This window comes from Ornithinimicrobium panacihumi (assembly GCF_052073805.1).
GTDB classification, from domain to species: Bacteria; Actinomycetota; Actinomycetes; order Actinomycetales; family Dermatophilaceae; genus Ornithinicoccus; species Ornithinicoccus panacihumi.
In genome coordinates this window covers 60,534-86,174 of sequence record NZ_JBQGWG010000011.1, presented here as the reverse complement: position 1 = coordinate 86,174, position 25,641 = coordinate 60,534, and the positions used below count along the sequence as shown (strand labels likewise).

The 25,641-nt window shown below is 72.4% G+C and carries 22 protein-coding genes; 6 read left to right on the top strand and 16 right to left on the bottom strand.

Features of this window, described 5'->3' with window-relative positions; genetic code table 11:
* Positions 1–2: 2 nt before the first annotated feature.
* On the top strand, positions 3–896 hold the full coding sequence (locus tag ACTMMA_RS11610; RefSeq protein WP_441190292.1) for a hypothetical protein: 894 nt from the start codon (positions 3–5) through the stop codon (positions 894–896).
* Here ACTMMA_RS11610 and ACTMMA_RS11605 read toward each other — a convergent pair whose 3' ends face one another.
* Positions 897–2,246: a phenylacetate--CoA ligase family protein gene (locus ACTMMA_RS11605; protein WP_441190321.1), complete on the bottom strand. Its 1,350-nt coding sequence runs from the start codon at positions 2,244–2,246 to the stop codon at positions 897–899.
* On the opposite strand from ACTMMA_RS11605, the gene ACTMMA_RS11600 reads away from it, so the two are divergent.
* The 3 genes from ACTMMA_RS11600 to ACTMMA_RS11590 are packed head-to-tail and all read left to right on the top strand — an operon-like array spanning position 2,178 to position 4,377.
* A complete protein-coding gene (locus ACTMMA_RS11600) occupies positions 2,178–3,239 on the top strand; it encodes a glycosyltransferase family 2 protein (protein WP_441190318.1) in 1,062 nt (353 codons plus the stop codon). The two genes, ACTMMA_RS11605 and ACTMMA_RS11600, sit on opposite strands and share 69 nt — an antisense overlap.
* A complete protein-coding gene (locus ACTMMA_RS11595; protein WP_441190291.1) occupies positions 3,239–3,688 on the top strand; it encodes a UDP-N-acetylglucosamine--LPS N-acetylglucosamine transferase in 450 nt (149 codons plus the stop codon). The genes ACTMMA_RS11600 and ACTMMA_RS11595 overlap by 1 nt, the downstream gene beginning before the upstream one ends.
* On the top strand, positions 3,685–4,377 hold the full coding sequence (locus tag ACTMMA_RS11590; protein WP_441190290.1) for a glycosyltransferase: 693 nt from the start codon (positions 3,685–3,687) through the stop codon (positions 4,375–4,377). Before ACTMMA_RS11595 ends, ACTMMA_RS11590 begins: the two co-directional genes overlap by 4 nt.
* On the opposite strand, the gene ACTMMA_RS11585 is transcribed toward ACTMMA_RS11590, so the two are convergent.
* The 13 genes from ACTMMA_RS11585 to ACTMMA_RS11525 all read right to left on the bottom strand — a co-directional run bounded on the left by ACTMMA_RS11585 (position 4,265) and on the right by ACTMMA_RS11525 (position 20,323).
* A complete protein-coding gene (locus ACTMMA_RS11585) occupies positions 4,265–5,935 on the bottom strand; it encodes a lipopolysaccharide biosynthesis protein (protein WP_441190289.1) in 1,671 nt (556 codons plus the stop codon). The genes ACTMMA_RS11590 and ACTMMA_RS11585 overlap by 113 nt on opposite strands.
* Positions 5,932–7,242, bottom strand: a complete 1,311-nt coding sequence (locus ACTMMA_RS11580) for an O-antigen ligase family protein (protein ID WP_441190288.1) — start codon at positions 7,240–7,242, stop codon at positions 5,932–5,934. Before ACTMMA_RS11580 ends, ACTMMA_RS11585 begins: the two co-directional genes overlap by 4 nt.
* On the bottom strand, positions 7,239–8,039 hold the full coding sequence (locus ACTMMA_RS11575) for a CDP-alcohol phosphatidyltransferase family protein (protein ID WP_441190287.1): 801 nt from the start codon (positions 8,037–8,039) through the stop codon (positions 7,239–7,241). The genes ACTMMA_RS11580 and ACTMMA_RS11575 overlap by 4 nt, the downstream gene beginning before the upstream one ends.
* Complete coding sequence (locus ACTMMA_RS11570) at positions 8,036–11,674, bottom strand: fibrinogen-like YCDxxxxGGGW domain-containing protein (RefSeq protein WP_441190286.1); 3,639 nt, start codon at positions 11,672–11,674, stop codon at positions 8,036–8,038. Before ACTMMA_RS11570 ends, ACTMMA_RS11575 begins: the two co-directional genes overlap by 4 nt.
* Before the next feature lie 38 nt (positions 11,675–11,712).
* On the bottom strand, positions 11,713–12,459 hold the full coding sequence (locus ACTMMA_RS11565; RefSeq protein WP_441190285.1) for a hypothetical protein: 747 nt from the start codon (positions 12,457–12,459) through the stop codon (positions 11,713–11,715).
* 246 nt (positions 12,460–12,705) lie between these two features.
* Positions 12,706–13,896, bottom strand: a complete 1,191-nt coding sequence (locus ACTMMA_RS11560) for a type III PLP-dependent enzyme domain-containing protein (RefSeq protein ID WP_441190284.1) — start codon at positions 13,894–13,896, stop codon at positions 12,706–12,708.
* Between the two features lie 2 nt (positions 13,897–13,898).
* On the bottom strand, positions 13,899–15,110 hold the full coding sequence (locus ACTMMA_RS11555) for a pyridoxal phosphate-dependent aminotransferase (protein WP_441190283.1): 1,212 nt from the start codon (positions 15,108–15,110) through the stop codon (positions 13,899–13,901).
* Positions 15,107–15,934, bottom strand: coding sequence for a 2,3,4,5-tetrahydropyridine-2,6-dicarboxylate N-succinyltransferase (locus ACTMMA_RS11550; protein WP_441190282.1), 828 nt, complete (start codon positions 15,932–15,934; stop codon positions 15,107–15,109). The genes ACTMMA_RS11555 and ACTMMA_RS11550 overlap by 4 nt, the downstream gene beginning before the upstream one ends.
* Positions 15,931–16,920, bottom strand: coding sequence for a 4-hydroxy-tetrahydrodipicolinate synthase (gene dapA / locus ACTMMA_RS11545; protein ID WP_441190281.1), 990 nt, complete (start codon positions 16,918–16,920; stop codon positions 15,931–15,933). Before dapA ends, ACTMMA_RS11550 begins: the two co-directional genes overlap by 4 nt.
* Complete coding sequence (locus ACTMMA_RS11540) at positions 16,917–17,708, bottom strand: 4-hydroxy-tetrahydrodipicolinate reductase (protein WP_441190280.1); 792 nt, start codon at positions 17,706–17,708, stop codon at positions 16,917–16,919. Before ACTMMA_RS11540 ends, dapA begins: the two co-directional genes overlap by 4 nt.
* 160 nt (positions 17,709–17,868) lie before the next feature.
* Positions 17,869–18,531, bottom strand: a complete 663-nt coding sequence (locus ACTMMA_RS11535) for a response regulator transcription factor (RefSeq protein WP_441190279.1) — start codon at positions 18,529–18,531, stop codon at positions 17,869–17,871.
* Positions 18,528–19,847 carry a sensor histidine kinase gene (locus ACTMMA_RS11530; protein WP_441190278.1) on the bottom strand — a complete coding sequence of 440 codons (1,320 nt, stop codon included), beginning with the start codon at positions 19,845–19,847 and terminating at the stop codon, positions 18,528–18,530. The genes ACTMMA_RS11535 and ACTMMA_RS11530 overlap by 4 nt, the downstream gene beginning before the upstream one ends.
* A 41-nt stretch (positions 19,848–19,888) precedes the next feature.
* Entirely contained in the window at positions 19,889–20,323 is a 435-nt protein-coding gene (locus tag ACTMMA_RS11525; RefSeq protein ID WP_441190277.1) for a hypothetical protein, read from the bottom strand.
* A gap of 98 nt (positions 20,324–20,421) precedes the next feature.
* On the opposite strand from ACTMMA_RS11525, the gene ACTMMA_RS11520 reads away from it, so the two are divergent.
* Both ACTMMA_RS11520 and ACTMMA_RS11515 read left to right on the top strand, forming a co-directional pair.
* On the top strand, positions 20,422–21,165 hold the full coding sequence (locus tag ACTMMA_RS11520) for an esterase family protein (RefSeq protein ID WP_441190276.1): 744 nt from the start codon (positions 20,422–20,424) through the stop codon (positions 21,163–21,165).
* A 17-nt stretch (positions 21,166–21,182) separates the two neighbouring features.
* Positions 21,183–22,436 carry an ATP-grasp domain-containing protein gene (locus ACTMMA_RS11515; RefSeq protein ID WP_441190275.1) on the top strand — a complete coding sequence of 418 codons (1,254 nt, stop codon included), beginning with the start codon at positions 21,183–21,185 and terminating at the stop codon, positions 22,434–22,436.
* Between the two features lie 406 nt (positions 22,437–22,842).
* Here ACTMMA_RS11515 and ACTMMA_RS11510 read toward each other — a convergent pair whose 3' ends face one another.
* Positions 22,843–24,735: an acetate--CoA ligase gene (locus ACTMMA_RS11510; RefSeq protein ID WP_441190274.1), complete on the bottom strand. Its 1,893-nt coding sequence runs from the start codon at positions 24,733–24,735 to the stop codon at positions 22,843–22,845.
* Positions 24,728–25,474: an IclR family transcriptional regulator gene (locus ACTMMA_RS11505; protein WP_441190273.1), complete on the bottom strand. Its 747-nt coding sequence runs from the start codon at positions 25,472–25,474 to the stop codon at positions 24,728–24,730. The genes ACTMMA_RS11510 and ACTMMA_RS11505 overlap by 8 nt, the downstream gene beginning before the upstream one ends.
* Positions 25,475–25,641: the final 167 nt, after the last annotated feature.

The following is a 25,641-nucleotide window of genomic DNA, read 5'->3' as shown; positions in this document are numbered from 1 at the left end:
CCGTGGACCGTCTGCTGTTCGGGGACAACCAGTTCTTCGGCGTCAACCACATGTCGGAGGAGAAGGCGCGCGCCCAGGCGGTGCGCTTCCAGGACCTCGACGCCATCATGGACGTCCTGGCCTGCGCCTGCGAGCAGGGGATCTCGACCTTCATGTGCACCACCCACGACCGCATCGCCGACGTCGTGGAGCGGGCCCGTCAGGACCCGGACAGGTTCTCCGCGCTGACCTTCTACCCGGGCATGCCCTACGCCCACAAGTACGCCAACGCGGTGACCGAGGACGGCATGATCGGGGCGGTCCGTCGCTTCATGCCGCAGGAGGGGACGGTCAACGCGCTCCTGCGAGGTGGAGCCTCGATGGCCCGACGGGACATCGAGGGGGTGATGACCCTCCTCATCGACGCCGAGATGAAGATGTTCGCCGGCGCGCGCACGCCGGTGATCTTCCTGCAGAACGTCGTCGTCGACCTGCTGCTCGGCCTGGAGTTCACCGAGGCCTTCGCCGTGTTCGCCCGGCACGTCCGGGAACGCTACGGCGCCGAGCCCGGCTTCATCACGATGAACCTGCCCATGCTCGTCCCGGTGCTGGAGAGGGCAGGGATGGAGAACCCCCTGGTCTGCGCCAACATCAACAAGCTGGGGTTCCGGATGAGCGGTGGGATCCGCACCTACATCGAGATGCTGGAGGCGCAGCGCTGCCGGGCCATCGCGATGTCGGTCTTCGCCTCCGGAGCCATCCCGCCCCGGGAGGCGCTGGAGTGGGTGGCGCAGATACCGGCGATCCAGTCGGTGGTCTTCGGCGCCTCGTCCGCGGCACACATCGAGTCGACCGCCCGGATCGCGCGCGACATCTGGGGCCTGGACCGGTCGGTGGCCGCCGCGACGGTCGGGTGATCAGTCGTGCACGTGGGAGACGACCAGGCGGGTCTTGCCCCCCTGGTGCGCGATCTCGGCGACGGCCAGGGGCTGCACCGTGACGGTGTCGTGCAGCATGGTCTCGATCCGGCGGGCGGCGATCCCGGCGACGGCGGCCGCCTCCTCGGACGAGCTGCCCGGGACGTAGCGCAGGGTGATGGAGTAGTCGGCCGCTTGCTCGATCTGGAAGTGCTCGACCACCCCCGGGTGGGTGCTGAACAGCGCGCTCAGGCCACCGGCGACCACATGACCCTCCGGTCCCCGCAGCACGTCGACCTCTCGCCCGTCGACGGGGGACACCAGCGGAAGACCGCGCCCGCACGGGCAGTCGTCCGCCAGGGCCGTGGCCCGGTCCCCGATGCGGTAGCGGATCAGCGGGAAGACGAGGTTGCTCAGGTCGGTGACGAGCACATGGCCGAGCTGACCGGGGGGAGCGGGAGCGCCGTCGTCGTCGACGATCTCCACGATGCGGTGGTCGGCCATGACGTGCAGACCGCTGCGGACCTGGCACTGGGCGGCGATCCACGGCACCTCCGCGGACCGGTAGCAGTCGTGGACCGGGGCCCCCAGCACATGCTCCACCGTCTGGCGCTGGCTGGGGTGCAGCACGGAGGCGGTCACCGCGATGGCGAGGGGTGGCGCGAAGGCACTCCCCGTGCGCCGCACGTGTTGGGCCAGCTGGTGGACCCCCTCGACGTAGCCGGTCAGCACCGAGGGCCGCACCCTGTTCCAGCGCGCCACGAAGGAGTCCATCTCCTGCGGACCCATGCCCTGGGCGTCCAGGTAGAGGTGCCGGGCGGGCCACCACTGGGCGTCGTGGGCCAGGGTGCGGAGCCGGCCGCGTCGCTGGCGGTTGACGAAGCCCTCGTGCAGGCCCGGACCGACGCCCCACCAGCGATAGGCACGCCACCACAGCGCCGCGATCGGGGAGCTGCGGTCGTGCAGCACCCGCAACGGCTGGCCGGTGCTCCCTCCCGTCGAGGAGACCAGGCCCCGGCCGCGCAGGCCGGGGGAGACGAGACGCTCCTGGTGCTCCTTGACGGCCGACTTGGTCAGCACCGGCACGGCCGACCAGGAGTCGTCCCGGTCCAGGTCTCCACGGCCCAGACCGGCGGCGTCGAAGGTCTCGGCGTAGTAGGGGACGGTGTCGTAGGCGTGCCGAAGCAGATCCCGGGCCCGCTCGCGCTGCAGCTGCCCCAGAGCGTCGGGGGACAGCGACTCGGCCCGGGCCATGTCCTCGGCGGCCCGTCGGGCCGGGCGCTGGGCCAGGCCCGACTTGAGCGCGTAGATGCGCAGGAGGGCGGCGTCCCGCCCGCGGGTGGAGATCATGCCCCGACCACCTCGCAACCTTCCTTCCCGCAGGTCGACGAGCCTGCGCCGGGGCCGTCGGTCCCGGACCAGGATCGCGACGGCGGACTCCCTGCGGTCACAGTAGTCGTCCCCACGCACAACCGGCCGGAAATGATGACGCGGGCGGTCCGCAGCGTGGTGGACCAGGACTACGACGGAGAGATCGAGGTCGTCATCGTCTTCGACGCCTGCGAGCCCTTCGTGCCCGACGTGCCGACCTCGACGACGCGCACGCTGAGGACGCGGACCAACCGGAGGGCCAGGGGGTTGGCCGGGGCGCGCAACAGCGGGATCGCGGCCGCGAGCCACGACCTGGTGGCCTTCCTCGACGACGACGACGCCTGGCAGCCGGGCAAGCTCCGGGCCCAGGTCGAGGTGCTCCGGCGCCATCCGGAGGCCGTCCTCGTGGGGACGGCGATCGAGGTGCAGGCGGTGGACCGGACGCACCTGCGCCTGGTCCCGCACGATCCGGTCACCCACGCACATCTCCTCCACGACCGGCTCCCCGGCCTGCACTCCAGCTCCTTCCTCTTCCGCAAGGAGGTGCTCACCGACATCGGGATGGTCGACGAGCAGCTGCCGGGCAGCTACGGGGAGGACTACGACCTCCTCCTCCGGACGGCCAGGGCCGGCGCGATCCGCGTCGTCAACGAGCCGTTGACGGTGGTCACCTGGCAGGGGCAGTCGTTCTTCTTCGGCAAGTGGGCCCAGTATGCGGATGCGCTGGAGTGGATGCTGGACCGGCACCCGGAGTTCCGCAGCAGCCCTCGCGCGGTGGGCCGGATCGAGAGCCAGATCGCCTTCGCGAGGTCGGCCGCCGGCCAGCGTGCCCTGGGCCGGCGGTGGGCCGTGCGGGCCCTGCGGCACCATCCCCGCCAGCCCAAGGCGGCGCTGGCCTGGGGGATCGGTGCGGGACTCCTGCGCACGGGCTGGGTCGTGCGCGTGGTGCAGCGGATGGGGAAGGGGATCTGATGAGGGTGCTCCTGGTGTGTTCCTCCGGCGGCCACCTGGCCCAGATGTGGGCGCTGCGACCGTGGTGGGAGCAGCACGAGCGGCGGTGGGTCACCCTGCCGACCGAGGATGCCCGGGCCCGGCTCGTCGGCGAGGACGTCGTCGAGGCCCACTATCCGACGGTCCGCAACGTGCCCAACCTGCTCCGCAACACCCTGCTCGCCCGTCGCGTCCTGCGCGACTTCCGCCCCGACGTCATCCTCAGCACGGGTGCGGCCGCGGTGGTTCCCTTCTTCGTCCAGGCCCGCTCCGTGGGCGCCTGGACCGTCCACCTCGAACCGGTGGACCGCATCAGCGACCTGTCGCTGAGCGGACGACTGCTCTATCCCTTCGCCGACCGGTTCTTCGTCCAGTGGCCGGAGCTGGCCGAGCAGGTCCCCGGCAGCGAGTGCGTCGGGGTGGTCCTGTGACGGCCCGCGTCGTGGTGAGCCTGGGCACCTACCACCTGCCCTTCGACCGGCTCGTGGACTGGACCGACTCCTGGCAGCGACCACAGGGGGTCGAGGTGCTGGTCCAGCACGGCGTCTCGCGGTCGGCACAGGACGCGGACAACGTCGTGATGCTGCCCCACCCCGTGCTGCTCCAGACCTACTCCGCCGCCGACGTGCTGGTCCTGCAGGGGGGTGCGGGCGGTGTCATGGACGCGCTGGCCGTGGGACACGTCCCCATCGTCGTGCCACGCCTGCCGGAGCTGAACGAGGTCGTCGACCACCATCAGGTGCACTTCGGTCGGCTGCTCGCGCGGGACGGCCTCGTGCACCTGGCCGAGACCGAAGCGATGCTCCACGAGCTGCTCGACCAGGCCCTGGGCGGCCGGGTCGAGGTGCGGCGGACGGTGAGCTATCGCTCTCCCGGGGCGGCCGTCGCGATCCGGCACCTGGACGGGCTGGCGACGACAGCCGGGGAGAGCGCCGAGCCAGTGAGCCGGGGCGCGGAGCCGGCCGCGGCTCGGGCGGGGATCGCTGGGTCGGGGATGGAACGGGCGCTCAGGCGCGGGCTGTGGGTCGGACGTCGGCTGGTGCCGAGTGCGCGGAAGGGCTCGGCCCCACAGCTGGACGTGGCCGCTCCCCGTCCTCGGCAGGAGACGCCAGCAGGCTGAGGCCGAGCCGTTCACGGAGCCGCCACAGCACGAAGAGGTAGAGGACCGCGGCCGAGGCGACGTAGACGACCAGGGCCTGCGGCGCGCTGCCCCAGGTCGAGCGCACGAGCAGGCCCGGGAGGCCGAAGCACAGCAGCGGGGCGAGGGCGGCGGGGAGCACGGCTCTGGGCCGCAGCTCGACACCCACGCCGCGGTGGACCAGGACGGCGGCGGCCGTGGTGTCGACCAGGACCACGATGCAGAAGGCCGTGGCTGCCCCCAGCAGGCCCAGCCGAGGCACCAGGACCAGGTTGAGGACCACGCTCAGGAGCAGCGCCGTGCCCTTGGTCCAGACCTGCCAGCTGCTCCGCCCCGCCATGAGCAGGATGCTCTGCAGCATCCCGGCGAGGGCGGCCAGCATGGCTGCCGACGAGAGCAGCGCCAGAGGCAGCGCGCCCGCCCGGAATCCCTCGCCGAAGAGGGCCAGCACGGCCGGACCCATGATGATCAGGACGAGATAGAAGGGCCAGACCAGCAGGACCAGGCCGGTCGTCGCGACGGTGTGGAGCCGTGCGGCGCCGTCGCTGTCACGCACCGCGAGCAGATGGGCGATGCGCGGGCTGGCCGCGACCCGCAGCGCACGGTCCCCGACCTGACCGGCCCGCACGGCCCGGGTCACGACGGCGTAGATGCCGGCCTCGTGGGCGGGCCGGAGGGCGGCCACCACGAGGACGTCCGCCCACTCCAGCGCCACCTCGACCGCCGAGCCCACTGCGCGACCGCCGGTGAACCTCCAGAATCCGCCCAGCGTCTCCCGGCCTCCGGCGCCGGCGTCCCGCCGGGCGCGCCCTCGCAGGTCGCGCAAGACCGGTCCCCACAGGACGCAGACCGTCAGGAGCAGCCACAGGGGCAGGAGCGCAGCCCAGGCGACGACGGCCCCGAGGACGTTCCAGCCGGCCCAGGCTGCCGCCACCACGGCGACGATGCGTCCCAGCGGGATCAGCACGTTCTGGAGGAGGGTGAACGCGAGGACACCCCGCATCATCCGCACGGCGGTGTGAAGGGTGGACATCACCGCGGCGACGACCAGGCAGGGGGCGAGGGCCCTCAGCGCCTCGGCCGTTCCCGCCCCGGCCATGTCGGGGCCGGACGCGGCCGGGCCCAGCCTCGCCGCGAGCCCTGGCGCCCAGACCCAGACCGCCGCCGCGACGAGCGTGGACACGAGGAGCACCGGCCACACCGCATACCAGAGCAGCTGGCCCTCCGGCTGCGACTGGCCCAACGCCCGGGACCGGGCCAGCCCCCGGACCAGGCCGCTGTTGGTCCCCAGCTTCAGGATGCCGGCCAGGACGGCGAACCAGCCCACGAGCTGGAAGAAGACGCCGGTCCCGGCGGGGCCGAAACTGCGCGCGACCACCACGGCGAGCACGAGGGCGGTGCCGGCCGCCACGCTGGATCCGACGAGACTGATCGTCCCGGCACCGAGCAGGGACTCACCACCGGCCCGGCCGGGCCCGGTCGCCGCCGGGACCCGCGCGCCGGACCCCACCACCGGCCGTCCGCCCCTGGGCGCGCTCATGGCCGCAGCACCGCGACGGGCGGCAGGTAACGGTGGCGCAGCAGCATCGCCGCGACGACGGCGATATAGGGCAGGTGCCTGTCGAGTCCGTAGAAGATGCTCATGAAGGCAGCCGCGACCAGGGCGGAGTGCAGCCACAGCTGCCAGGTCGTGGGGGCGGCGAAGGTCCGCAGGACCAGGCCCAGCATGAACCAGGCGAACAGGCCCAGGCCGACGAAACCGAAGCAGAAGAGGACGTTCCAGACCATGCCCTGGGTGCCGACGTAGATCTCGCTCCAGTAGGACTGGCGGGGCGCACCGAAACCCAGGAGGGGCGACCCGAGCGTCCGCTCGAAGGCCTCCCGGTAGAGGCCTGCCCGACCTGCTGTGGTGTCCACGACCTCCTGCCTGGCCGTCAGCAGGCGCATCAGGGCCGCCCACCCTCCGCTGACGGACAGGATCCCCACCCCCACGCCTGCCGCGAGGGGGACGGCCAGGTGCCCCCGCAGCGTCAGGCGCAGCGCGACATAGGCCAGGACGACCGCCCAGGTCAGGAAAAGGCCGCGGTTGGTCGTGGCCAGGGCGGGCGGGATGGTCAGGGCGATCGCGGCAAGGACCAGCCCCTTCCTGACCGGTGTCGGCGTGCGCAGCCCGGCGCCGAGCAGCACCGGCACGAAGAGAGCGATCGAGGCGCCCCACCCGTTGGTGTAGGAGAACGGTGCCGAGGGACGCACGAAGGGCTCGGGCGCACCCCAGGGGTGCTGGATCTCGGCGGCGGTGGGGAAGACCATGTCGCGCACGTAGTCGTTGCCGGCCAGGCCACCGGGCAGGAGCCGACCGACGGTCCAGGTCAGCTGCAGGTCGGGGGCCAGGAGGCCGAGATACCCGCCGGCGACGACGGCACCCCACACGGCGACGAGGCCGGCGAGGATGCGGGAGTCGGGCAGCTGTGCCCGGGCGTTGACCACGTAGACCGCGATCACCGCCACGGACGCGAGCTGGGAGAAGCGGATGAGGAAGCTGAGCATGCCCCCGTCCAGCATCAGGGCGCTGGGCACCATCCACGCCAGGAGGGCGACGTAGGGCAGGATCCCGGGCACCACGACCACGTCGCGCTTGAGCACCAGGTAGCACACCATGGGCACCGCGACGATGACCGAGCTCACCGGGAAGAGACCCAGCACCCACCAGAGGGGCAGGCCCCACAGCAGGGCCAGGAGCGGCCAGGCAGGGAGCTGCGCCACCGCGTCGGTCGCGATCCGGCGCTGCTCCTGCGCCTGGCGGAACTGCGCCCGGCTCAGCGCCTCGTCCCCGGTGGTCACGGTCACGGCTCCGACCTCCCTGGCCGGGCTGGTGATGGGGTGGCGGCCAGCGTGGCGTACTTGCGGATGCCGGACAGGCACGCGACCAGGATCGTCAGGCCGAGCAGGGCGAGGTAGAAGGGGACGAAGATGGACGGCCAGGGCAGCAGGAGAAGGCCGAGGTAGAGGAAGCCCGTGTCGTAGGGCAGCTTCACGAACGAGAGCCACCAGGGGGACGTTGAGGTCCCGGGGGAGACCGGCGTCGTGGTCGACGCCGAGCGGGCCGCCAGCTGCTCCGCCAGGAGCTGGGAGAGGAACCACGCGGAGGCGACCACCATGAAGACCCCGGCACCCGCCGCGGCCCAGGACCAGCGTTCGTCGGTGTGGCGGGCGAGGTGGAGCCCGACGGCGAGGTGCACGAGAGGCTGGCGCACGGCGTCCATGACGTGGTCGAGCCACTCGCCGGCCGGCGACCCGGAGCCCTGGAGCCGGGCGAGCTGGCCGTCGGCCGAGTCCAGGGCGTAGCCGAGGAGCAGCAGGACGACGATGCCCACGGCGGCGGGGACGGTCGCCGGCAGCGTCACCATCAGGAGCGCCGCCACGACGGAGGCGCCCATGCTGAGCGTCGTCACCTGGTTGGGAGACATGCCGGCGACGTGGGCCAGGGCGGCCAGGCGTCGGCCCAGCCCGCGGTTGACCCAGCGGAGGTAGGCCGGGACCCCGGCTCCCGACTTCTGTGCCGCCGACAGCGCAGCGACCGACTCCCGGTAGCGCGGGCGGCTCCCCAGGGTCGGGTGCGTGGTGCTGGTGGCGGGACGGGTCACGGGGCCGGGGGCACCTCCTCCGCCTCGAGGTCGAAGAGGATGTTGGGGCTGTTGCGGTAGTTCAGGTGGGTCTGGGCGGTCACGACGTTCTGGCCGGCCACCAGCAGCCCTGGCGGAACGGCCACGGTGACGGGAGCCGCGCCGGCACCGGGGGCCGCCGTGGCGAACGTGTTCTGCGTGAGGGGGCCCGTCGGCAGGTTGACCCGGGCGACCTCGGTGCCGTTGAGCCAGACGACCGCCCCGTCGTTGGCGAGGAAGGTGAGCTGGGTCGCCCCGAGACCGGACGGGTCGTCCACCGTGAACTCGTGACGGAACTGCACCGACAGCGGACGCGGCGTGGGCGCACCGGCCTTGAGGTCGGTGCTGACCTTGGAGCTGCCGTAGCCCAGGACCGCGCTGCCGACCGCCCAGCCCTGGTCGTCGAAGGCGGCTTGGACCCAGTCCTCGGCCAGGGGTGCGGCGTCGAACCGCCACGACCACGAGGAGCCCTCGGCGACGAGCACCACCGGGTCGGGGACCGGCTCGGGCAGGGTGACCTCGGCGGCCTGCGAGGGCGTCGCCTGCCCGAAGGCGTCCACGGCGCTGACGGTGTAGCTGTGGCTCGATCCCGGCTCCAGCCCCTCGTCGGTGTGGGCCCGGGCGTCCGGCCCCAGCTCGGCCACCACGGCGCCGTCCCGCTCGAGGACGTAGCCGCTGAAGTAGTCACCGGGGACGTGCTCCCAGGCCAGCTCCACCGTCGACGGTGAGGTGGCCAGCGCTTGGAGCGAGGCGGCCGCGGGCGGGTCGGGTGCCACGGCGGGCCCCTCCGTCCCCACCAGGCTCAGGTCGAAGAGGACGTTGGGGGTGCTGCGGTAGTTGAGGTGGGTCTGTGCGGCCAGGACGTTGTCGCCCTCGGTCAGCAGGGCCGCCGGCACCGAGATGGTGACCGGGGGCGCGCTGGCCGGGGGAGCCGCGGTCGCCAGGGTGGTGGAGGTGATGGGACCCGTGGGCAGGTTGACGCGGGCGACCTCGGTGCCGTTGAGCCAGACGACCGCTCCGTCGTTGCCCAGCAGGGTCAGGTCGACCGTGCCGTACTCCCCGGGGTCGGAGACGGTGAACTCGTGCCGGAACTGCGCCGAGAGCGGACGCCGCGTGGGCGCACCGACGGAGATGTCGGTGGAGACCGAGGACGAGCCGTAGCCCAGGACCGCCTCGCCCGTGGCCCAGCCGGAGTCGTCGTGCCCGAGCTGCGTCCATCCCTCCGCGGGCGCCGTGGTGTCGAAGCGCCACGACCACGTCGAGCCCGCGGCCACGAAGGTGGTGCTCACGGGGATCGTGGCGGGGTCCACGACCTGGACGGGTGTCGTGGCAGACCGGTTGCCCGCCGCGTCGACCGCGCGCACCGCGTAGCGTGCCACGCCCTGGGGCAGCGCCACCGAGGTGCTGGTGGTCGTGGGGATTGCGATCACGCGTCCGTCCCGGAGGACCTCGTAGCGTGCGACGCCACCACCTGCCTCCGCATCCCAGGTCAGCTCGAGCTGGGCGCCGGCGGTCACCAGGAGCGACGTCGGCGCGGAGGGGGCGGTGACGTCACGCGGCGCGAAGCGTGCGAAGCCGCCGGACCACTGGTTGACGTAGTTGGCCCGCAGGGAGCTGACGTAGTCGCCCCCGACCCACAGCACCCCGGTGGAGTCGACGAAGGAGGCCCATGCCCCATACCCGGCCCGTCCCTTGAGGACCGGGTTGAACTCGGGCAGGTAGGTGCCGCTGGCGGCGTCCCAGGCCCCGATGGTGGTGATCTGGTCGGCCTGGGTCCAGCCGGGGGTCAGCGTGGGCCACGCGTAGGAGTCCTGGAAGACCCAGTGCCCGCAGTGGCAGCCTCCGTAGACGAGATCGCCGTCGGCGACGACCGTCTGGAAGTCCCCGCCCGCCTTGGTGATCGACCCCGACCGCAGCGCGAAACCCTCCCGGTCGTAGCCGAACAGGCTGTGCTCCGAGCCACCGAGGTAGACCCGTCCGGAGGCCTCCGTGACGCCGAGCTGCCAGAGATTGTCGTTGAGCGTGCGGCTGAACGTCGGGCTCCACACGGGCTCGACGACGGAGGCCCCGGAGCCGGTCAGGACGGCGGAGGCGCTGGTGGTGGGGATCGTGCCGGTCTGGCGGAAGTAGCCGGAGTAGTAGACGCGGTCGCCGGCCTCGGCGGCGTGCACGCCCACGGACGTCCCGTTGAGCGCGGGATTCCAGGCCGTGTCGGGCCGCCCGTCGGAGAGGCGTATGCGGCCGGCGTTCCACGTGGACGCGGTCGTGGTTCCCGACAGCAGGTGCGTCATCGATCCGGACAGGTAGAGGTGGGTGTCGGAGACCGACATCCCGCGCACCGACAGCGCCCCGGAGGCGCTGCGGTTCTGGACCTCCACCTGCCAGCCCTGGAGCGCGCCGGTGACGGGGTCGAGGAACGCCAGGCCGGGCCGGGCCTGCCCGTCGACCGTCGTGAACGTGCCGCCGACGGCGAGGCGTCCGTCGGGGAGTGCGGCCAGGGCCTTGACCTGCCCGTCCAGGACCGGGGCGAAGGAGGTGACCAGCTCGCCGGTGCTCACGTCGAAGCCGGCGAGGAAGCGCCGGGCCACGACGTCGCGGCCGGCCGAGTCTCGCTGGACCTGGCTGAAGTTGCCGCCGACGTAGACGGTCTGGCCCACCTGGGCGAAGGCTTGGACCTCGGTGTTCAACTCGCCGCTGCCGGCGGCCAGACCGGTCACGCCCCAGACGGTCGGCATGGCCTGGCTCTGGGGCAGGCGACGCTGCTCCTGGGCCGGTGCCCCCTCGTCCGGGATCGTCGGGAAGGCCAGGTCCGAGAGCCGCAGCGTGGGGCGCAGGTAGACCTGCGCGAAGGGCAGCGCCCGGCCCTGCCCGTTCGTGCGGGACCAGAGATAGCTGGTCTCGGAGCTGCTGCCGGTGACGCTGTCGCCGTAGGCCCAGCCCGCGCGGTAGCCCATCGCCGAGTTCTCGCCGGTGCGGACCCGGCGCAGGCCCTGGTCGGCGCCGAAGTCGGAGGTCAGGCCGCCGTTGCGGGAGGACCCGTTGAAGGAGAAGCTGCGCAGGCCGTGCTCGGCGCCGAAGGTCCACGTCCACCGGTCGCGGCTGCTGGGGCGGAGCCGGACCTCCTGCCAGGCCGAGCCGTCGGCCGCCGCAGCGCGGCGCACCCGGATCCCGTCGGCGAGGGCGTCGACCCGGCCGCCGTCCAGGAGCCCGTCGATCGTCGACGCCGGCAGCTGCGAGGGCTGGAAGGCCGCCGGTCCGGTCACCGCCGTGAGCATCCGCTCGGGACGGAGCCCGGTGTAGTGCTCCTTCCAGGCGTCCCGGCCTCGACCTACGAGCACCCACCCTCCGCCGTCGGTGGTCATGTCGCAGTAGAACTGGGCGGGTGCGACCAGGGTGGGCGTCACGAGCCAGTAGGTCCCGTCGGGGCTGCCCGGGTCGTTCTGCCTGATCTCCCAGCAGGAGGCCGCGGCTCGCTCCGGGGAGGACCCGTCGGGCAGGTCCGTCGCGGCACTCGCCACCGACCGGCCGGAGGTCAGACCGGCACCGATGAGGGCCAGTGCGGCCACGGTCGCCAGGGCGCGTCGCATCCACCTCGGTCCGATTGCGGTGCTGGTCACGGGATGCTCGATTCTCGCTGCGGCCGGTGCGGTGCCGGTCAGGTGGTGGGGGTGCACGCGTCATCCGCGGGGATCTCGTGGAAGGTGACCTTCCAGCTCCCCTCCGACCGGACGAGGGTGTAGACGTCGCGGACGGGGCGCCCGGGGCGGTAGAGACGGTCGCCCAGGGACACGCCCCGGGCGTCGACGACCTCGACGTCGTCGAGGTCCAGGCAGGCCTCGACGGTCATGGTGGCGGGGTCGGCCTCGTCGTCCCGGTCCAGGATCGTGACGCCGAGGACCTGGACCTGGCCGGTCTGCCGGAGTCCCTCGTTGGCGAACTCCGCGGCGCGCGCCGCCAGCTCGCCCTCGGCGACCCCGGTGACCACCCCGAGGGCGTCGGTCTCCAGCAGCCCGGGCTCGGGCAGCCCGAGGAACTCGTCCTGCGCGGCCAGGAAGTCACCGACCACCGACTCGGCCTCCTCCGCGGCCTCCTGGGGGAGGTGGACCGGGGCAGGAGCCGGACGGGAGACCGGTGTGCCCGCAGGGGCGTGGTCCGGGGCCAGGTCCTGCGGACCGGGGCCCTGCTGCTCGACATCGGGCAGCTCGGTGCTCCGGTCCTGCGGGATGCGAGCTTCGATCTGGGTCTGGGCGGGGCTGGGGGTTTGGGTCGAAGCCGCGTCCACGGCGGAGGCCGAGGAGGCCGCAGGCTCCTGGGGTGTTTGGCCGGCCAGGGAGATGCCCAGCCAGGTGGCGGTGGCCGCGGCGACCGTGCCGGTGAGGGCGAGGGTCAGGAGGCGACCCATGTCAGTCCCCGCCCCGGAGCTCGACCGGGACGTGGGAGATCGCGCGTCCGCTCCCCACCGCACCCCGGAAGGGGGTGAGGGCGTGCGCGCGCGCTCGCCGGACACGGCCAGCCAGGCTCGAACCCATCGTTGCTCCCTGCACATCTCGCACGTCTCACGGATGACGCGCGGTGTGTGGCGAGCCTAGGGCGGGGGGCATGCGGCCGGCCTCCGCCTCCAGGATGATTCGCCCGGTGGCGGCCTCCCTCAGCCCATCCAGACCTGCTCGGGCGCCGGGTGGGACAGGAAGTGGGTCATCGCCTGCGTGAAGGCGTAGGCCCCGGCCCGGCCGAAGACCACCACGTCGCCGGGCTGCAGGTCCACCGGCAGGTCGCCGTGCCCGAGACGGTCCAGCGAGGTGCACAGCGGCCCGGCCAGCGTCGTCGTCGCGGTCCCACCGTCGAGCACGCCCACTCCCGGGCGCAGCGCCAGGGTCGGGAAGGACTGCCCGGTCATCAACGGCCGCAGCAGGTGGTTGATGCCGCCCTCGAGCATGACGAAGCGCTCACCCCGCGAGACCTTGGTCCGCACCACCCGGGCGCAGTAGACCCCCGTCGGCGCGGACAGCCACCGCCCCGGCTCCAGCAGCAGCTCGCCGGTGAACCACGGGTTCTCCTCCAGCACCCGACCCAGCCCCGCACCCAGGGCGCGGACGTCCAGGGTCGGCTGCTCCACGGCATACCGGACCCCCAGCCCACCGCCCAGGTCGATGAGGTCCAGCTCCCGGCCCAGCAGCTCCTGGAGGCGCTGCCCGATCCGCAGCGTCGTGCGGTGGTTGGCCAGCAGTCGCCCCGCGTCGAGCTCGTTGCTCGCGGAGAAGACCTGCAGCCCGCAGATCTGCACGGGGTCGAACCGCGTCGCCTCGCGCACGAACTCCTCGACCACCTCCTCGTCCACCCCGAACGCGCTCGGCCCACCACCACTGATGATGGCCGCGCCCTCCGACACACCCGAGGCCGGATTGACGCGGACGTTCACGCGCAGGGGGCGCTCGCCGGTGTGGAGGGTATGCAGCCGGGCCACGTCCTCGATCCCGTCCACCTGGATCCGGGCGCCGGCGAAGAGAGCCGCCTGCAGGTCGCGCTCGGACTTCGCCGGCCCGGCGACGACCATGCCCGACCCGGTGCCGCCGGCGGCCAGCACCGTCGAGACCTCGCCCGCGGACGCGCAGTCGAACCAGGCTCCTTCGGCGGAGAAGGTCTCCAGCAGCGGCAGGCCAGGGTTGGACTTGACCGCGTAGGCCAGACGGACCCGCTCGGGCAGGGCCGCGCGCAGCTGTCGATAGCGCTCCCGCGCGACGCCCAGGTCGTAGGCGAAGAAGGGCGAGGTGCGGGTGGCGGTCAGGTCGAGCAGCGCCTCCTCGCCGAAGGTGAACAGGTCGGTCGTCGCAGCGGTCAAGATCATGCCTTCCACCGGGGCGCCAGCCGCGCCAGTCCTTGCTCGAGCTCGTCGACGGGGCCGCCGATGCTCACCCGCAGGAAGCCGGCTCCCCGCGGCCCGAACGCTCTGCCGGGGACGGTCGTGACGTGCGACTCGTCCCGCACCCGCAGCGCGAAGCTCTCGGTGTCCGCCCCGGCGTCCTCCGCCACGGTCACCTCTGCCGCGCGCCCCGCCGCCCCCTCCTCGGGCACCGGCAGCCACAGGTAGAAGCCCGCCCGCGGGTCGCCGGGGCTCCGACCTGCCGCCCGGTCGGCCAGGTCGAGCAGCTGCGGGGCGTGCAGCGCCAGCGTCTGCCACCGGACGCGCACCTCCTCGCGCGCGGCCGGGAGCACGACGTCGGCGGACCGCAGCAGGGCCACGGCCGCAGCCTGCGAGGGCCGGGCCGGTGCCGTCGTCATCGCGTTGTGCACGATCCGGGTCGGCGCGAGCACCTCGGGATCGCCGACCGCCCAGCCCACCCGCAGCCCGGGCGCGCCGAAGGACTTGCTCACCGAGCCGAGCACGATGCCCCCCTCGACGCCCACGACGTCGTGCAGGGAGGCGGGCGGTGCACCCAGCCACAGCTCCGCATACACCTCGTCGCTGATGAGCAGCACCCCGCGCGAGGCGCATGCCTCGGCGACGCGGAGCAGGTCCGCCGCGGACGCGGTGGCCCCGGTCGGGTTGGCGGGATGGTTGAGGACGACGACGGACGCGTCGGGCGCGGACTCGAGGGTCGCGACCAGCAGGTCCGCGTCCAGGACGCCGCCGCGCCCGAGCGGGTAGCCGACGCTCCGTGCCTGGCACATCCGGGCCAGCGAGGCGTAGGAGACGAAGCCCGGGTCCGGCACGAGCACCGCGCTGCCCGCCTCGACGTGGGTCAGGAAGAGGGCGCAGAGCGCGGACTGGCTGCCGGACGTCACCATCACCTGGGTCGGGTCGACGGAGGGTATGCGGTGGCTCGCCGCGTGGTGGTCGCTCACCGCGTCGACGAGGTCGGGGGAGGAGGTGTTGGGCCCGTAGGCCAACGGCCCGTGCTCGTGACCGGCCTCGACCAAGGCCTCGCGGGCGACCTGCGGCAGCGCCCAGCCGGGCTCGCCCAGGCCCAGGCTGATGGTGCCCGGGGGAGCGCCCACGGCCATCCGGCGGATGGGGGACAGCCCGACGTCCGCCACCCGTGACGACGGGCTCACCGCAGCGCACCCTCCAGGACGGTGGCGGCGTCGGTGGAGGCGTCGCGGTACTTGACGATCATCGGCGCGTAGAGCGAGAGGCCGAGCACCGCGGCGTAGTCGCCCCGCGCAGGGCGGGACCCCGGCACGACGACCGCGCCCTCGGGGACCTCCCCGCGCAGCTCGGTCTGGTTGACGAGGTCGTAGACCGTCGTCCCCGCCGTGAGCATGACGCCGGGCGCCAGGACGGCCCTGGACCGCACGACGACGCCCTCGTAGAGACCGCACTGCGCGCCGACGAAGACGTCGTCCTCGACCACGACCGGTCGGGCGCCGACCGGCTCGAGCACCCCGCCGAGCTGCACGGCGGTCGAGAGGTGGACCCCGCCGCCCACCTGGGCGCAGGATCCGACCAGCACGTGGCTGTCGACCATCGAGCCCGCGCCCACGTGGGCGCCGACGTTGACATAGCTCGGGGGCATGACCACGACGCCCGGCGCCAGGTGCGCGCCACGGCGCACCGAGGTGCCGCCCGGGACGACCCGCACCCCGTCACCGAGGCCGAGACGTCGCGCCGGGACCAGGGACCGGTCGACGGCGCCGCCCGGCCAGTCGATCTCGACGGTCTCGCTGTGCCGGAAGGCCGCGAGGATGCCGCGCTTGACCCAGGCGTGGGCCTGCCACCGCCCCTCGTCGTCGCGGCTGGCCGCGCGGACGGTGCCCTCCTCGAGCGCCTCCAGCAGCTCCTCGACCCTTTCGAGGGTCTCGCGCTCGCCGGCGCGCTCCGCGGCGCCGCCCTCGGTGAAGAAGGCCTCGAGCGTGCTCTGCTCCGTCCGGGCCGTCACGACGCCAGCGCCGCGGGGCTCGAGGGGATGACCGGCATGAGGGTGCTGGTGCGACGGCTGGCCAGGAGGCCGGCGAGCGCGCGCTGCACGGCGGTCCACGTCTGCGGCTCGGCGGGCGAGAGCGGCAGCCGCACCATCCCCGAGGTGATCCCCAGGCAGGCCAGGGCGGCCTTGACCGGGACCGGATTGGTCTCGACGAACATCGCCGTCATCAGCGGGGCGAGCAGGTCGGCGGTGGCGCGCGCGGTCGCGATGTCGCCGGCCATCGCGGCGTGCACCATCCGCCGGGTCTCGACCGGGGCCACGTTGGCGCAGACCGAGACCAGGCCCTGCGCGCCGAGCGCGACGGAGGCCACGGTGAGGTCGTCGTCCCCGCACAGCACGGCGCGCCCTGCCGGGGCCTGCCGGCACAGCTCGGCCATCTGGCGGATGTCGCCCGAGCTCTCCTTGAGCGCGACCACCTGGTCGATGCCCCAGATCCTGGTCATCGCCGCGGGGGTGATGTTGCAGCCGGTCCGGCCGGGGACGTTGTAGGCGATGATCGGCAGGCCGGGCACGGCGTCGGCCACCGCCCGGAAGTGGGCGACCAGGCCGCTGACCTGCGGCTTGTTGTAGAAGGGCGTCACCACGAGCAGGGCGTCCGCCCCGGCAGCGCGCGCCTCGACGGCCAGCTCGACGGCACGGTCGGTGTCGTTGGCGCCGACGCCGACCACCACGGGGACGCCGCCGGCCAGCGAGACCGCCTGGCGGATGAGCGCCAGCCGCTCCACGTCGGAGACGGTGGCCGCCTCGCCGGTCGAGCCGAGCACGAGCAGCCAGTCCACGCCCTCGCCACCGGCGAGCACGTGCTCGATGAGCCGCCCGTACGCCGCATGGTCGACCGCCGGCTTTCGCGCCCCGCCGACGGCGTCGGTGCCGGCGGTGAAGGGGGTCGCGAGCGCGACGCCCAGTTCGGTGAACGGGGTGGCGGTGAGGCTGCTGCTCATGGCTGGCCTTCCTGGTGGGTGGTCCGGAGTGGATGGATCGGTGGGAACAGGTCTGCTGCGAGGTCGTCGAGGGTATGGACGCCCGCCGCCCTGGTGGTCAGCCAGTCCGCAGCGGCGAGGGCGCCGGCGGCGAACAGGTGGCGGTCGTGGGCGACGTGCTGCACGCGGATGGTCTCCTGCTCGGAGGTCAGGATGAGCTCGTGCTCGCCGACGACGGCGCCGAGCCGCAGGCTCGTGGTCGGTATGTCGTTCTCGTCCCGTCCCGCTCCCACCGCCAGGGCCTGACTGAGGCTCAACGCGGTGCCGCTGGGCGAGTCGACCTTGCCCCGGTGGTGGACCTCGGTGACCGCGAGGTCGGCCGTGGCGCCGGAGGAGGTGAGGGAGGCCGCATACCCCCCGAGGACCTGGGCGACCCGCCGCACGAGTGCGACACCGAGGGAGAAGTTGGGAGCGACCAGCACCGGGATCTCGACCTGGTCGGGCCGGAGGAGGGCGGGGTCCCAGCCCGTGGTGCCGATGACCAGGGGGGTGCCGGTCCGCCCTGCCCACGCCAGGTGGTCCGCGACGGCGTCCGGGTGGCTGACGTCGATCGCGACGTCGACGGGAGCCAGCGGGGGCTCGGCGGGCTCCGGTGCCGGGTCGACGGACCCCGATGCCGGCTCGAGGGACCCCGGTCCCGGCTCGTCCCCGCGGCCACGTGCCCATGCCACGACGTGCCCGGGCTCGGCGATCTGCCGGATCGCCGTGCCGAGGCGTCCGGTGCCGAAGAGGCCGACGGTGGTGGTCACAGCAAGGAGTATGGGACCACTCCGAGCGGCCGATCAAGCCACGTTTTCGCAGGTCAGAGAGGGTTTACGTGGCTGAGGTCAGATGCCCGCGCGATCGTCCTGCCAGGTGCCGACGCCGCCGGATGATCACCGGCCGGAGGGAAGAAAGTTGGTACGCCCCTCAGGGCTGGACCAGGCCGGAGCGGTAGGCCACTGCGACCAGCTGGGAGCGGTCGTGGGACCCGGTCTTCATCAGCAGCCGGGAGATGTGGGTCTTGACCGTCGACTCGGAGACGAAGAGCATCTCGGCCAGCTCGGCGTTGGTCGGGGCGTCGCCCAGGAGGCGCAGGACCTCCAGCTCGCGTCGGGAGAGCATCTCCAGGCTGGGGCGCCCCGTGGCGTCCTTCGGTGCCGTCTCGCGGAGGGTCTCGATGACCTTCCCGGCCACGCTGGGGTCGATCCACGAGCCGCCGTCGGCCACCTTGCGGACGGCGTCGGCCAGCCCGGAGGGGGCGGCGTGCTTGAGCATGTAGCCGGAGGCGCCGGCCCGCAGGGCGCCGTAGAGGGCGTCGTCGTGGTCGAAAGTGGTCAGGACCAGGACGGCCGTGACCTGGTCGCGGCCCTCGCACTCCCGGGCGATCCGTCTGGTGGCCTCGATCCCGTCGACGCCGGGCATCCGGATGTCCATGACCACGACGTCGGGCCGTTCCCGGGTGCACATCGCGACGGCCTGCACGCCGTCCTTGGCCAGGCCCACCACCTCGATGTCGGGCTGGGAGCCGAGCATCATGGCCATGCCGTCCCGGACGGCGGCCTGGTCGTCGGCGATCACGACGCGGATCATGGCTCCCCCTGGCGGTTGCGTAGGTCTGACGTGGAGGTCAGGGGCAGGGTGGCGGTGGTGACGAACTCGCCGTGGACCCAACCCGCCTCGAAGCTGCCTCCGGCGAGCTCGACTCGCTCGCGCAACCCTACCAGCCCGGTGCCGGACGACGGGGCCGTGGGGCGCTGCGGCGTCCCCTCGCCGGGCCCGGAGCGGCTGCGGACCTGAAGATGGAGGCCGTCGGCGCTCCAGGTCTCGTAGACGTCGACCACGGTGCCCCGGCCACCGTGCTTGAGGGCGTTGGTCAGTGACTCCTGGACCACCCGGTAGGCGGCCGAGTCGACCGAGGGGTCCAGCCCCTGGTGCGCGCCGATGTGGTGCAGCTCGACCGTGAGCCCGCACCTGGAGGATCGCTCCACCAGGTCGTGGAGGTTGAGATGGTGGTGGTCGTCGGATCCGCGGTCGTGGGACTGGAGGCCCGGCCCGGCGCTGCCCTCCTCGGCGCCGCGCAGGGCCCCGAGGAGCCGGTGCAGCTCCCGCAAGCTCTGCGAGCCCGTCTCCTCGATGGTGGTCAGGGCATCCTCGACCGTGCCCAGCCGGTCCAGGTCCGTGCCCTCCTCGCCGATCGACCTGGCCACAGCCCGCGCCCCGGCAGCCTGCATCATCATGGCGCTGACGGAATGGGACAGGATGTCGTGCAGCTCGCGGGCGATCCGCCGACGTTCGCGGTCGGTGGCGGCCGCATCGCTGACCGCGACCTGCTGCCGGAGCCGTTGGGCGGCGAGGCGGTTGCCGTACTCGTGGCGGCCGACCGCCCAGACGATGATCGTGAGACTGGTGAAGAAGATGGCCGGGATGACGAAGTCGACGAGGTCGGGGTGGTCGTCGATGAAGGTGTAGGTCCAGTAGGACTGGGCCAGTCCTGGCACGATCGCGGCGAAGAGGGCCCACTGCGAAACGACCGGAGGGCGGACCGAGGCGACGGCATGCAGCCCCAGGAGCATCCCGACGAAAGGCTGCCCGTGGCCCGTCGCCGTGATGACCAGCGTCGGGGCGAGGGCGGTGGCGAAGGCGAGCAGCGGCCATCTCCTGCGCACGAGCAACGGGCCGTAGCACAGGGCGAGGATCGCCAGCCAGCTCAGGTAGCCGTTCCCGAGGAAGTAGGTGCCGCGCTCGATGAGGACAGAGGTCAGGACCCAGTCGATGAGCAGAGCTGCCAGGACGATGAGCAGCTGCCCGATCCACCAGCGCCGGGGCCGGGCACGTAGCCAATCCGGGGGGAGTGGTTCCAGCACGGAGTCCGACACGGTGGGGGAGGGTCCTGGGGTGGTGCCCATGAGCCTCCCTTCAGCTCTGACCAGTCGGACGTCGGCGCCGCTCAGCAGATCCGGAAGATGCGGCACAGCCAGTTCTCCCTGCGCGCGCTGAGCGAGGCGGCCGGATCGAGGTCCATGCTTTCATCCCTGGCCGTCGTCCCGACGCCCGGCTCGACGGTCAGCATCCGCTCGAGGGCTGCGGACTCCTGACGGTCGACCAGGCCCGGGTCGCACTGCTCCGCGAGTCGGAGAGCGACATACGGGCGCCCGTCGACGGCGGGAGCCACCTCGGAGACGGGGGTGGTGTGGTGCTCGTCCTTGCCGCCCCCTGCGGCGACAGGGACGAGCACCACCAGTGGCAGGACAGGCACGGTCTCCCTGTTGACCACACGCATGACAGCAACGTCGGGAGCGACGAGGGCAGCAGTCCCGGAGACCCGGACCACCGTCCCATCTGCATCGACCTCGGCGACTGTGACGTGGCGCTGCGTCTGCACGCGACAATTCTCGTGGAGACGGGGCCCTTTTCCGTCATCCTGCAGGGGGATTCCTGGCCGGTAGGTTGCGGCCCGGCCGGGTGTGGGACGCTGTGCCCATGGAACGGGTGCACACCGATCTCGACACCCTCGGCACCGGACGCGGTGCGGTGATTCGCTACGGCCACTGGGGTCGTCCGCTGCTCGTCTTCGCCTCCGAGGCCGGCCGGGCGTGGGACTTCGAGAACAACGGCATGATCGATGCCATCGCGGACCTCATCGAGGGCGGTCGGGTCAAGGTCTACTGCGTCGATGCGATGGACAACCTGACCTGGTCCGACAACAGCCTCCCGACCGAGGAGCGCGCCCGCCGGCACAACGCCTACGAGTCCTGGATCCTCGACACCGTCGTCCCGCGGATCGACGCCGACTCGCCCGGTCACGCCGGGATCGTGGCCGCCGGGTGCAGCATGGGGGCCTACCACGCGGTCAACATGGGCCTGAAGCGCCCCGACGTGGTCAAGGTCGCGATCGGGCTGTCCGGCAGCTACGACCCCACCACCTGGCACGGCTGGGGGGAGACCGGCGAGGCGACCTACTTCAACAACCCCCACGCGTATGTGGCAGGGATGGAGGGCGGTCATCTCGCCTGGGTGCGCGAGCACGCCAACATCCTGCTCGTCGCCGGGCAGGGCCCCTTCGAGGTCCACCCGACCCAGTCGCTGCCGGGCTCGCAGCGCCTGGCGGACCTGCTGGCCGCCAAGCAGATCCCGCACGAGTTCGACCTGTGGGGTCATGACAGCGCCCACGACTGGCCCTGGTGGCGCAAGCAGCTGGCGCTCCACCTGCCCCGATTCTGCTGACCGGCTAACGTGCTGGCATGACCACGGACGATCGCAAGCATCTCGTCGGCCTGCTCCTCGGTGCCGAGGAGGACTGGCCCCGCGCCTTCGAGACCATCATGGGCAAGGTCGGCCCGGTCAACCTCGGTGGCACCACCCACACCCTGAGCACCGAGCGGGTCCGGATCAGCCCCTTCGACCTCAACGACGAGGTTCGCCACGGCCTTGTCATCGACCGCCTGGCGTACTGGTACTTCCACCCCCGCGAGTGGCTGAAGAAGGCGTCGTTGATGAACGACACCTACCTGCTCAACAGCCCCTTCACCTTCCAGTCGATGGAGAAGCACAGCGCCTACGTGGCCATGCTCCGGCTGGGCATGAAGATCCCCAAGACCGTCCTGATCCCCTACAAGAACCCCGTCGACAACGTGCGCTGGGCCTACACCTCGGCCCGTTACAACGACCCCTTCGACCTGGAGCAGATCGCCGCGGAGATCGGCTATCCGCTGTTCATGAAGCCCTTCGACGGCGGCGGCTGGCGCGGCGTCTCCAAGGTCGACGACGTCGAGGCGCTGCACCGGGCCTACGACGAGTCCGACGACATGCTCATGCACCTGCAGGCCACGGTCGAGTACGACAGCTTCGCGCGGGCCCTGTCGATCGGCCCGGAGACGATGGTGATGGACTTCCGGCCGGGCGAGCCGATGCACAGCCGGTATGCCGTCACGCACGACTTCCTGTCGCCGCAGGCCGGGTGGGAGGCCGAGACGGTCAGCAAGGTGGTCAACGCCTTCTTCGGCTGGGAGTTCAACAGCGCCGAGATGCTGGTCAAGGGCGATGAGGTCTACCCGATCGACTACGCCAACGCCTGCCCCGACGTCGCGGTCACCTCGCTGCACTACTACTTCCCCTGGGCGATGACGGCGCTGGTGCGCTGGTCGGCCTACTGCCTGATGACCGGCCGCCGCAACACGATCGGGCTGCGCAACCCGCTGGCCTACTACGAGATCGCCGACGACCCCGACCGCTCCTACCTGGAGAAGATGCAGGGCTACCGCGAGCTGGCCGACAAGGAGTTCGAGGCCGATCGCTACTGGGACTGGTGCGACCAGCATCTGCCCCACCTGCCCGAGCGCGTCCTCGAGTGGGTCGACTCCGACGACTTCGACGACCTCCTCGTGCAGACGGTCACCTCCACCTATCCCGAGCACGAGCACGAGAAGTTCCTCGCCCACTTCCGCGGCCTCACCGGCATGTGGGTCACCGACCAGAAGGCGCAGCCGCAGCAGTAGCCCCCACACACCACACCCCACCCCATCCCACGACCGGCGACACGGTCTGCTGCCGACTGGCGACACACTTTGCCGAGCGCGGGCTGTCACGGTGGGGGCGCCGAGCCTTATGAGCGGTGCCGATGCCGGTGACTCGAGGAGATGTCGGCAAACCTCACATCGGCCCGGTGCACAACATGGGCAGATATCAGGCTCGGCGACCGGGGCAAGGTTTACCGACATCGGTAGGGCATGGAGCCATCCGTAGCGGCACAGAGTTGGTGGACAGCGTCGGCCGGTCCCTGAGCACGCCCTGGTCGGCAGCAAACCGTGTCGACGGTGGGGAGCAGACCGTGTCGACGGTGGGGAGCAGACCGTGTCGCCGGTGGGGAGCAGACCGTGTCGCCGGTCGGGGATGGGGGCGGGGTCAGCCGTCGCCGGCGGCGGCGACCAGCTGCTCCCAGGTGATCGACCTGGGGGCGCTGTGCCGGTGCTCGGTCGCCAGGGCGGCGATCGCGCGGGACAGCGACTCGCGGCCCAGCTCCTCGCCGAAGCGGTCGACCACGAGGATCGCCCGCGGGCGGGCCAGCCCGCCGAGCGCCTCGCGCACGGCGTCCATCAGCTCGACGGCGATGGCGTCCAGCTCGCTGTCGGCGCCGCGCTCGCCGTCGGTGCTGCGCAACGCTGTCGCCGCCTCGGGGGAGAGCACCACCGCGGCCACGAGGGCCCGCCCCAGCTCGACGTCCTTGCGGACGGTCACGCGCGCCTCGGCGACGAAGGGGTGGTCGGTGAGCACGTCGCGCACCTCGCGCAGCGACACCAGCTGCCCGGAGACGGACACCACGTCGTCGGACCGTCCCAGGAAGACCACGGTCCCGTCCTCGGCCCGCATCGCCAGGTCGCCGGTGGCGTAGACGCCCGGGTGCCGGCTCCAGTGCTCCCACGGGTCCTGCGAGACCTCATCGGAGCCGTCGACGCCGATCATCAGGCCGGCCCAGGGGCGCCGCAGCACCACCTCGCCGGTCTCCCCGGGACCGGCGACCCGCCCCTGCCGGTCGACGATCTCCAGCCCGCAGTCGGGCATCTCGACCGTGCCTGGGTCGGGCTCGACGGTCGTGCCGTGCGTGCCGGTCACCCGCACGACACCGCCCAGCTCCAGCTGGCCCCAGGCGTCCAGGACCTCCAGGTCGGTCCCGAACGAGTCGACGATCCATGACGCCAGCTCGGGCTCGACCGGCTCCCCGGCGGTCGCGAGTCGGCGCAGCGTCGGCGCGTCGTCGGTCTGGGGCATGTCGCGCGCCCAGCCCCGGATCGTGCGCATCACCGACGGGCTGGTGATCAGCGTCTCCACGCCGTAGCGGCGGATGATGTCCCACGCCCGCCGGTGGTCGGGCACGTCGAGGGTGCCTTCGTACATCACCGAGGCGTCGCCCCAGGCGAGCGGTCCGTAGATGGCGTGGAACTGCGTCACCGCCCAGGCGATGTCGCCAGCGCACCAGAACGGTCCGCCGGTCCGGAGCCGGCCGTGCACGGCGATCGCGTTGGCCAGCACCGGGGCGGTCCCGTGCAGCACCGACACCGGCTGTCCGCCGCGGCGGGCGATCGGCACGGACGCCACGGGGTGGTCGCTGTCGAGCAGCAGCACCTCGTCGGTGGTCCGGTCCTTGGAGCGCTTGGCGGCGACGACGTCGTGGTACCAACGGTCGCCCTCGTACCACGCGACGTCCATCCCGGTCCGTCGCACCACGATGGTGTGCTCGATGCTGCCGACCGCCGACAGCGCGTCGTCGAGCCGCGCCTTGAGCGGCAGCACGGTGCCGTGCCGCCACGCGCCGTCCTGGGTGAAGATCACCTTCAGGTCCAGCAGCGCCAGCCGGTCGGCCAAGGGGCCGGGGGGCAGGGTCGAGGAGATGACGCTGTGGACCGCGCCGATCCGGGCGCAGGCGAGCATCGCCACGACGGTCTCCGGGAGCCAGCCGAGGTGCAGACCGACGCGGTCGCCCGGGCCCACACCCATGCCGGTCAGGGCCCGCGCCAGGGTGACGACCTGCTTGTGCAGCTCGCGGTAGGTCAGGTCCCGACGGTCGCCCGGCTCGCCCTCCCAGTGGATGGCGACGTGGTCGGAGCGCTCGTCCAGGTGGGCGTCGAGGCAGGTGGCGGACAGGTTGAGACGTGCCCCGGGCAGCCAGCCGGGAGCCCGGTCCGTGCCCGATGCTCCCGGGTCGCTCCACAGCGCGTCGGCGGGGGAGAGCAGGTGGAGACGCTCGGCGACCTGCGCCCAGCGCGGGTCGGGCGGCAACGCGTTGATCGGCTCAGCCATGCCCCAGTGTCCTTCCTGCCGCTTTCGCGGCTCGACCCAGGTATGCGGCCGCCGCGGCCACGTGCTCGGTGTCGCCGGCGTCCGGGACGTCGGCCGAGATGGCGCCCACGGCTGCGCCCGTCGCGTCAAGCACGGGGACGGCGACCTCCGAGGGCATCGTCATGTCCTCGGGCTCGTGGGCCAGCCACTCGGCGGCGACCCACTCGGCCCGGGCCTTCTCGGCGATGCCGCGCATCTCGGGCGTGGTCAGCCGCAGAGCGTGCTCCCACTCCTCCTCGGCGGCGCGGGCGGCGAGCACCCGACCGCCGGCCGTGTCGAGGGCGGCGTGCACGCGGTTGCTCTCCCGGTAGGGGCCGAGCGTCCCCCCGTCGACGCGATCGACATACACGACCTCGCCCCGGACCAGGATCTCGACGTGGACGGTGGCGCCCACCTTGTCCCGCACCTGCGCCAGGTAGGGGGAGACGGCGCCCACGAGCGGCAGCCGGGTCAGGTAGTGGTGGGAGAGCCGGGCCAGCTCGGGGCCGAGGCCGTAGCGGGAGGTGGCCGGGTCCTGCACGGCCAGGTCGGCCAGGACCAGCGAGCGCAGCAGCCGGTGCACGGTCGGGATGGACATGGAGGATCGCTCCGCCAGGTCGGTGAGCTGGTGGTAGGCCGGCCCGTCGGCCAGCAGCTCCAGCAGGGTCACGGCATTGCGGACCGTCCCCAGTCCGCCCCTGCCGTTGTCGCCGTTCGGCATCCGTTCTCCTCCCGCTGGGACCGTTCGTCGCGCGATGAGAACCGATCATCCCCTATTGAAGCACCGATTGCGACATCCGCGCGAAGATTTCTCTCAGAGGTCTTGCTTTTCAGATAGTGAAACTCTAGTGTCAGTCTCAGTCATCCCGACGGTGAGCTGGCAACCGG

What these genes read in the sequence shown, in the direction of transcription:
- ACTMMA_RS11585 (WP_441190289.1), bottom strand. Translation starts at nt 5,935, where the DNA reads ATGAGCGCGCCCAGGGGCGGACGGCCGGTGGTGGGGTCCGGCGCGCGG.
- ACTMMA_RS11520 (WP_441190276.1), top strand. Translation starts at nt 20,422, where the DNA reads ATGGAACGGGTGCACACCGATCTCGACACCCTCGGCACCGGACGCGGT.
- ACTMMA_RS11605 (WP_441190321.1), bottom strand. Translation starts at nt 2,246, where the DNA reads ATGATCTCCACCCGCGGGCGGGACGCCGCCCTCCTGCGCATCTACGCG.
- ACTMMA_RS11595 (WP_441190291.1), top strand. Translation starts at nt 3,239, where the DNA reads ATGAGGGTGCTCCTGGTGTGTTCCTCCGGCGGCCACCTGGCCCAGATG.
- ACTMMA_RS11565 (WP_441190285.1), bottom strand. Translation starts at nt 12,459, where the DNA reads ATGGGTCGCCTCCTGACCCTCGCCCTCACCGGCACGGTCGCCGCGGCC.
- dapA (WP_441190281.1), bottom strand. Translation starts at nt 16,920, where the DNA reads ATGAGCAGCAGCCTCACCGCCACCCCGTTCACCGAACTGGGCGTCGCG.
- ACTMMA_RS11530 (WP_441190278.1), bottom strand. Translation starts at nt 19,847, where the DNA reads ATGGGCACCACCCCAGGACCCTCCCCCACCGTGTCGGACTCCGTGCTG.
- ACTMMA_RS11510 (WP_441190274.1), bottom strand. Translation starts at nt 24,735, where the DNA reads ATGGCTGAGCCGATCAACGCGTTGCCGCCCGACCCGCGCTGGGCGCAG.
- ACTMMA_RS11505 (WP_441190273.1), bottom strand. Translation starts at nt 25,474, where the DNA reads ATGCCGAACGGCGACAACGGCAGGGGCGGACTGGGGACGGTCCGCAAT.
- ACTMMA_RS11515 (WP_441190275.1), top strand. Translation starts at nt 21,183, where the DNA reads ATGACCACGGACGATCGCAAGCATCTCGTCGGCCTGCTCCTCGGTGCC.
- ACTMMA_RS11535 (WP_441190279.1), bottom strand. Translation starts at nt 18,531, where the DNA reads ATGATCCGCGTCGTGATCGCCGACGACCAGGCCGCCGTCCGGGACGGC.